This is a genomic window from Halorubrum sp. SD626R, from assembly GCF_001261915.1.
Lineage (GTDB): Archaea > Halobacteriota > Halobacteria > Halobacteriales > Haloferacaceae > Halorubrum.
This window is the reverse complement of sequence record NZ_CVRT01000151.1, coordinates 1-5,791: the sequence shown is the minus strand read 5'-3', so window position 1 is coordinate 5,791 and position 5,791 is coordinate 1. Positions and strand designations below refer to the sequence as shown.

The 5,791-nt window shown below is 69.1% G+C and carries 4 protein-coding genes and 1 pseudogene; all 5 read right to left on the bottom strand.

Features of this window, described 5'->3' with window-relative positions:
- Positions 1–1,193: pseudogene (locus tag SD626R_RS15010) on the bottom strand (DNA polymerase II large subunit); the annotation flags it as partial.
- 16 nt (positions 1,194–1,209) lie between these two features.
- Positions 1,210–1,629, bottom strand: a complete 420-nt coding sequence (locus SD626R_RS15005) for a PPC domain-containing DNA-binding protein (RefSeq protein ID WP_092567125.1) — start codon at positions 1,627–1,629, stop codon at positions 1,210–1,212.
- Positions 1,630–1,807: 178 nt separating this feature from the next.
- Positions 1,808–2,185, bottom strand: coding sequence for a NifU family protein (locus tag SD626R_RS15000; RefSeq protein ID WP_092567124.1), 378 nt, complete (start codon positions 2,183–2,185; stop codon positions 1,808–1,810).
- 95 nt (positions 2,186–2,280) lie between these two features.
- Positions 2,281–2,607, bottom strand: a complete 327-nt coding sequence (locus SD626R_RS14995) for a DUF5783 family protein (RefSeq protein ID WP_092567123.1) — start codon at positions 2,605–2,607, stop codon at positions 2,281–2,283.
- A 230-nt stretch (positions 2,608–2,837) separates the two neighbouring features.
- The gene (locus tag SD626R_RS14990) at positions 2,838–5,534 is read right to left on the bottom strand and encodes a heavy metal translocating P-type ATPase (protein WP_092567126.1); all 2,697 of its coding nucleotides are present in this window, start codon (positions 5,532–5,534) and stop codon (positions 2,838–2,840) included.
- Positions 5,535–5,791: the final 257 nt, after the last annotated feature.

Here is a 5,791-nt window from a genome sequence, read left to right as displayed (position 1 = left end):
TTCCCCGGGCGCTCCGTCTTGATCTGCGTGCCGGCCGCGAGGAAGTCGTCGACGAGGTGCATCGTCGCCGGGTGGACCCCGCCGGTCGCGAACCCGTGATTGCGCGCGCGACCGTACCGGAGCCGGAAGCCGCCCGCCTCGCTCGGGTGGGTGAACACTGGCCGGCCCGCGATGAGGTCGCGGAGGAACTTCTGTGAGGGCTTCGCCCGGGCCGGACCGGCTGGCTCGGCGGGCTCAGTGCCCTCGCCGTCGCCCGCGTCGCCCTCGCCGTCGTCCGTCCCGCTGTCGTCGTCGCCCGCTCCGTCCGATCCGTCGTCGGAGTTCCCCTCGTCGCTCTCGCCGGCCCCGTCCTTCCCGATCGTCCCGTCGATCAGGTCCTGGAGCCACGGCCAGTCGACCTCGTCGAGGTCCCGGGTGTACCGCTGGATCTTCGGGGCCTTCAGCGCGATCCCCTCGGCGGCGACGAGGCACATCCCGCCGCGCGCGGAGTTGGTGTCGACCCGTTCGAGGTCGCGGAAGCCGGAGACTTCCTCGTCGCTCGTCGCCTCCCCGTCGAGCATGATGGGAATGTGCTCGGCGATGAACTTCGACTCCTTGTCCTTCGGCGTGTACTGGAGCCCGGTCTCCTTGTCGTAGAGGGCGATCTCCTCGGCGTAGCGCTCGACCTCCACGTCGCGCGGCTTGTACTCGTCAATGCCCAAGAGCGACCGGGCGTAGTCGGCGACGAGCACGGAGAGCGCCTGCGCTGTCCCGCCCGCCGACCGGATCGGCCCGGCGTAGTAGACGTTGACGAACTCGGTTCCGTCGTCGTTCTCCAGCAGCTCGACGCGGTCGATCCCCTCGATCGGCGCGGCGACGACCCCCTCCGTCAGGAGGGCGACCGCGGTCCGGACCGCGCCTTCGACCTTCCCGGCGCGCGAGTCGTAGTCGCCGACCGTCCCCTCGACGAAGTCGGTGACGAGCTCTAAGGCCGCCTCCTCGCGGGACATCTCACCTTCCAGCTCGCGGACGCGCTCCGCGACGCCGTCGATGCCGAGGATGTTCTCGACCCGGTCGGCCATGTCGCGAGCGACGGGGATCTCGACTTCGGGCTCCGGGTCGTACCCCTGGCCCTTCGCCGTCTCCGCGAGCTCCAGCGCCTCGTCGAGCCGGTCTTCGATCCGGGCGAAGTAGCGTTCGTCGTCGGGTCTCATCGACGCGAGACCCGCCTCACAGCCATAGGTCGAGGTCGGTCGTCTCGTCGTGCGACCGCTCCAGCGGCTCGTCGAATGCGCGCAGGTGGCACTCGCCCGCCCAGACCGTCCCGGAGTCGAGGTGCCCGGCGAGGGCCTGCCCGCTCGGGCGCGACAGCACGGCGTGGGTGTGCGCGAACACGTCGCCGTCGAGCAGCGAGACGTTCCCGACACAGGCGGCGACCTCCAGCGGCTCGTCGAACGTCACCGACCGGTACTCCGTGTCGTCCTGGTCGTAGAACCAGACGTCAGCGTCCTGGACGGCGCCGAGGGCCGTGAACCAGCCCGCCTCGACGTCCTCCGCGCGGGCGAGGTCCTCGATCTCCTCGCGCCAGTCGGCGCCGGTCTCGAATCGGGCGACGTACTCCGCCGTCGTCTCGACTTCCCGGTGGTGCATAGGAGTCGCCCACGGTCGCCGTGGGCAAAAAGGCTTCAGTCGCGGTTCGCAGTCACCTCGAAAAGAATTGATATAGCGATATTAGATATATACCCGAGGAAACGGCAGTGAGACGGGAAACCGAGAGGCTCGCCGCTACGGGGCGAAAACGCGGGAAAACGAGAGAAGGGAAACCGATTCAGAACGGGGCCTGCGGGCCTTCGTCGTCGCCGCCGTCGTCGGTCGTCTCGCCGGGGAACGAGGGCGACATGCCGCCGCTGCTGGTGCCGCCGAGGTCGCCGTCGGCGCCGGAGTCCATGCCGGTGTCGGCGTGGACCGTCTCGATCTCCGGGATCTCCTTGACCATCCGGGACTTGATCGCCTGGATCGTCATCGGCGAGATACCGCAGCCGGAGCAGGCGCCCCCGAGCTGGATCGTGACCTCGCCGCTCTCGCGGTCGAGGTGGTTGATCGCGGCGCTCCCGCCGTGCATCTGGATCTGCGGGAAGTTGCGCCGCAGGAAGTTCGTGATCCGCTCGCGGAGTTCGTTTTCCCCGTCGGCCGTGTCCGTGCTCATGCCAACGAATTGGCGGTCGGCGGGCTTATGCCTTTGGTTCGGCCGGACTCGAACCGCGAGACCCGATGTCCCGAACGGCGAATCGGGGGGAGTCGCTACTCCGGCCGGTCGACCTGAAACGTCCGGTGGAGCTCCGCCTCGATTCGGTCGACGTACTCCGCTAACGTCTCCTCGAACGTCTCGTCGTCGACGAGGACGCCCTCCAGCCGGTCGCGCGGGTTCTCAGGGAGTTCGACGCGGAACTCGCCGTCCTCGTAGAAGGGCTCGGACTCGTTGAGGATCGTCTGGTCGATCCCGTGGATCAGCTGCGAGTCGTGGCGCTCGTTCATGTGGTTGAACGCGTTCTTGTACGCCCGCTGGAGTTCGTTGAAGTAGTTCGCGTACTTATCCTCGAACTTCTCGGGGTCGAACTCGTCGGCCATACCTCGGTTGACGGCTCGACGAGGAAAAAGACGGTCGATCGCGGGCAGAGGCGCCGAAAAACGACGGCAAACGCGCCTCTGACCGCTGAAACGCACCGTTGCCGAGAGGCGGCGAATCGAGGAACGATCAGTCGATAAATTTTATAACGCTATATCAAACTGTTCGAGAGCGATTCGCCGCTCGACCGGGGTCGACGGCGCCGCGGGAGAAACGGCGTCCGGGACGGCGACTACCGCAGCCGACCGAGGAGCCGGTAGTCGCGGTCGGGCTCGTACCGGCGGAAGAGCAGGCTGTTGGTGAGCACGCTCACGCTTGACAGCGCCATCGCGCCGGCGGCCAGAGCGGGCTGGAGCAGGCCGAGCGAGGCGAGCGGGATCATCAGCGTGTTGTAGCCGAGCGCCCACACGAGGTTCTGTTTGATCTTCCGGAGCGTCGCGTCGGAGATCCGGATCGCCTTCGCCACGTCGAGCGGGTCGTCGCGCATCAGCGTCACGTCCGCGGCCTCGATGGCCACGTCGGTGCCGCTCCCGATGGCGGTGCCGACGTGTGCGACCGCGAGCGCGGGGGCGTCGTTGACGCCGTCGCCGACCATCATCGCCTTCCGGCCGTCGGCCTGAATCGACTCGACGGCCGCCGATTTATCTTCGGGGAGGACCTCGGCGCGGACGTTCTCGGGGTCGATCCCCACCTCCTCGGCGACCGCGCGGGCGGTGCGCTCGTTGTCGCCCGTGATCATCATCACGTCGATGCCGCGGTCGCCGAGAGCGGCGACGGCGTCGGCCGCGCTCGGCTTCACGGTGTCCGCGTCGGCGACGATCCCGACGAGCCGGCCCTCGTTCGCGCCAGCGGGCACGCGGGCGACGAGCATCGCGGTCTTCCCCTCGCTCTCTAAGCGTTCCATCTCCGCCGCGGCGGGGGACGGGTCGATCCCGTTGTCGCGCAGCAGCTTCCGGTTGCCGACTAACACCTCGCTACCGCCGTCGGCGTCGCCCGACGCGACCGTCGCACGGACGCCGTGACCGGGGACGTTCTCGAAGTCGGCCGGCTCGGGGACCTCGATCCCGCGCTCGCGCGCGGCCTCCACGATGGCGCGAGCGAGCGGGTGTTCGCTGCCGCGCTCGGCGATCGCGGCGAGCCGGAGCACCTCGGCTTCCGGGTCGCGGTCGGCGTCGAGGCCGCCGAGGTCCTCGGTACGCTCGCGTCGCTGCGCCGCACCGCCGTCAGGGAGCGGGTCCCCGTCGCGGTCGAACGCGATTACGTCGGTCAGTTCCATCTCTCCCTCGGTGAGCGTCCCGGTCTTGTCGAAGACGACGGTGTCGACGTCCTTGGCGCGTTCGAGCACGTCGCCGCCCTTGAACAGGACGCCGTGACCGGCGCCGGTCGCCGTCCCGACCATCGTCGCGGCGGGCGTCGCCAGCCCCAGCGCGCAGGGGCAGGCGATGAGCACCGAGGAGGCGAACACGACGATCGCGAACTCGGAGACGGAGACGGCGCCGCCGGCGACCGCGGGACCGCCCGCGACGAGCCCCCACAGCGGGAGCGCGTTCACGAACCCGGCGAGCGCCTCCGGAAAGAGGAACCAGACGGCGCCCCACAGCAGGGCGTTGGCGATGACCGCCGGGACGAAGTACGCGGAGATGCGGTCTGCGAGGTTCTGGATGTCGGGCTGGCGCGACTGCGCCTCCTTGACGGTCCGGACGATCCCCTGCAGCGCCGTGTCGGCGCCGACCTTGGTCGCCTCGACGACGAGCGCGCCGTTCTCGTTGATCGTCGAGCCGATCACCTCGTCGCCCGCCTCCTTCTCGACCGGGACGGACTCGCCGGTCACCATCGACTCGTCGACCGCGCTCCGGCCGTCGACGACGACGCCGTCGGTCGGAATCTTCTCGCCCGGCCGGACCTTCATCCGGTCGCCGACCGCGACCTCGTCGATCGGGACCTCCCGCTCGGTCCCGTCCTCGTCGACGAGCGTGGCCCGGTCGGCCTCCATCTCCAAGAGCTTCCGGAGCGCCTCGCCGGCCCGGCCCTTCGAGCGGGCCTCTAGGTAGTTGCCGAGGGTGATGAACACGAGGATGAGCGCCGCCGTGTCGAAGTAGAGGCTCCCGGCGATCGCGCCCGAGACCGCCGCGACGGAGTAGGCGTACGCGGTCGTGGAGCCGAGCGCGATCAGCACGTCCATGTTGGCGCGCCCGTTCGTCACGAGCGCCTTGTAGGAGTTCTCGTAGAACGGGCGCCCCAGAACGACCTGCACGGGCGTCGCGAGCAGGAACTGCACCCAGCCGATCCGGACGCCGAAGACGGTCTCCGGGAACAGCGCCCCGTCGAGCAGGAGGTGGTCGGCCATGAACAGCAGCAGGGGCGCCGCGAGCGCCGCCCCGAAGAGGGTCAGGCGGAGCTGCCTGCGGATCTCCCCCTCGCGGGCCGCGTCGCGGGCGTCGCGTCCGGAGTCGCTCGCGCCCGCACCGGCTCCGGATCCCTCGCCGTCGCCGGCCTCACCGCCGCTCCCCTCACGCACGGGCGAGTAGCCCGCCGACTCGATTGCGTCGTAGAGATCGCCGAGCGAGGCGTCGGCCGGGTTGTACCGCACCTGCGCCTCGTCGGTCGCGTAGTTCACGTCGGCGGCGATCACGCCCGGCGTCGATTCGAGGGCCTCCGCGTTTGCCTCCGCGCAGTTCGCACAGGACATGTCCGCGATCGCGACGGTGGCGGTCTCGCTGACCGCGCCGTAGCCCGCGGCCTCGACCGCGTCGAATATCTCGCCGAGGGACACCACTTCCGGGTCGTACTCCACCGACCCCTCGTCGGTGGCGTAGTTGGCGTTCGCCGAGACCACCCCGTCGAGGTCTTCGAGGGCGTCCTCGATCGTCGCCGAGCAGTTGGCGCAGGACATGCCCGTGACGTTCAGGTGTGCTGTTCTGGTTGGCATACCCATTACTACGTGTCCCACCCTTAGGCGGTTTTCTGCTTCGAAAGCGAGGCTCCAAGGGGCCGATATCTTCGATTCCAAAGCGAACACTGTGTCCGGGAAACCAGAGAGACGAGAAAACAGGACGATCGAAGTCATCAATTTAAAAGGGAAGGCGGTGGCGCGTGCCTGCGAGGCCGCCTCGCGGCCGAGCAGCACCGCGCGAGGGACGCGGCGACCGGAGGGAGCCGCGAGGCTGGGGAGGTGTGAGGTGCGGT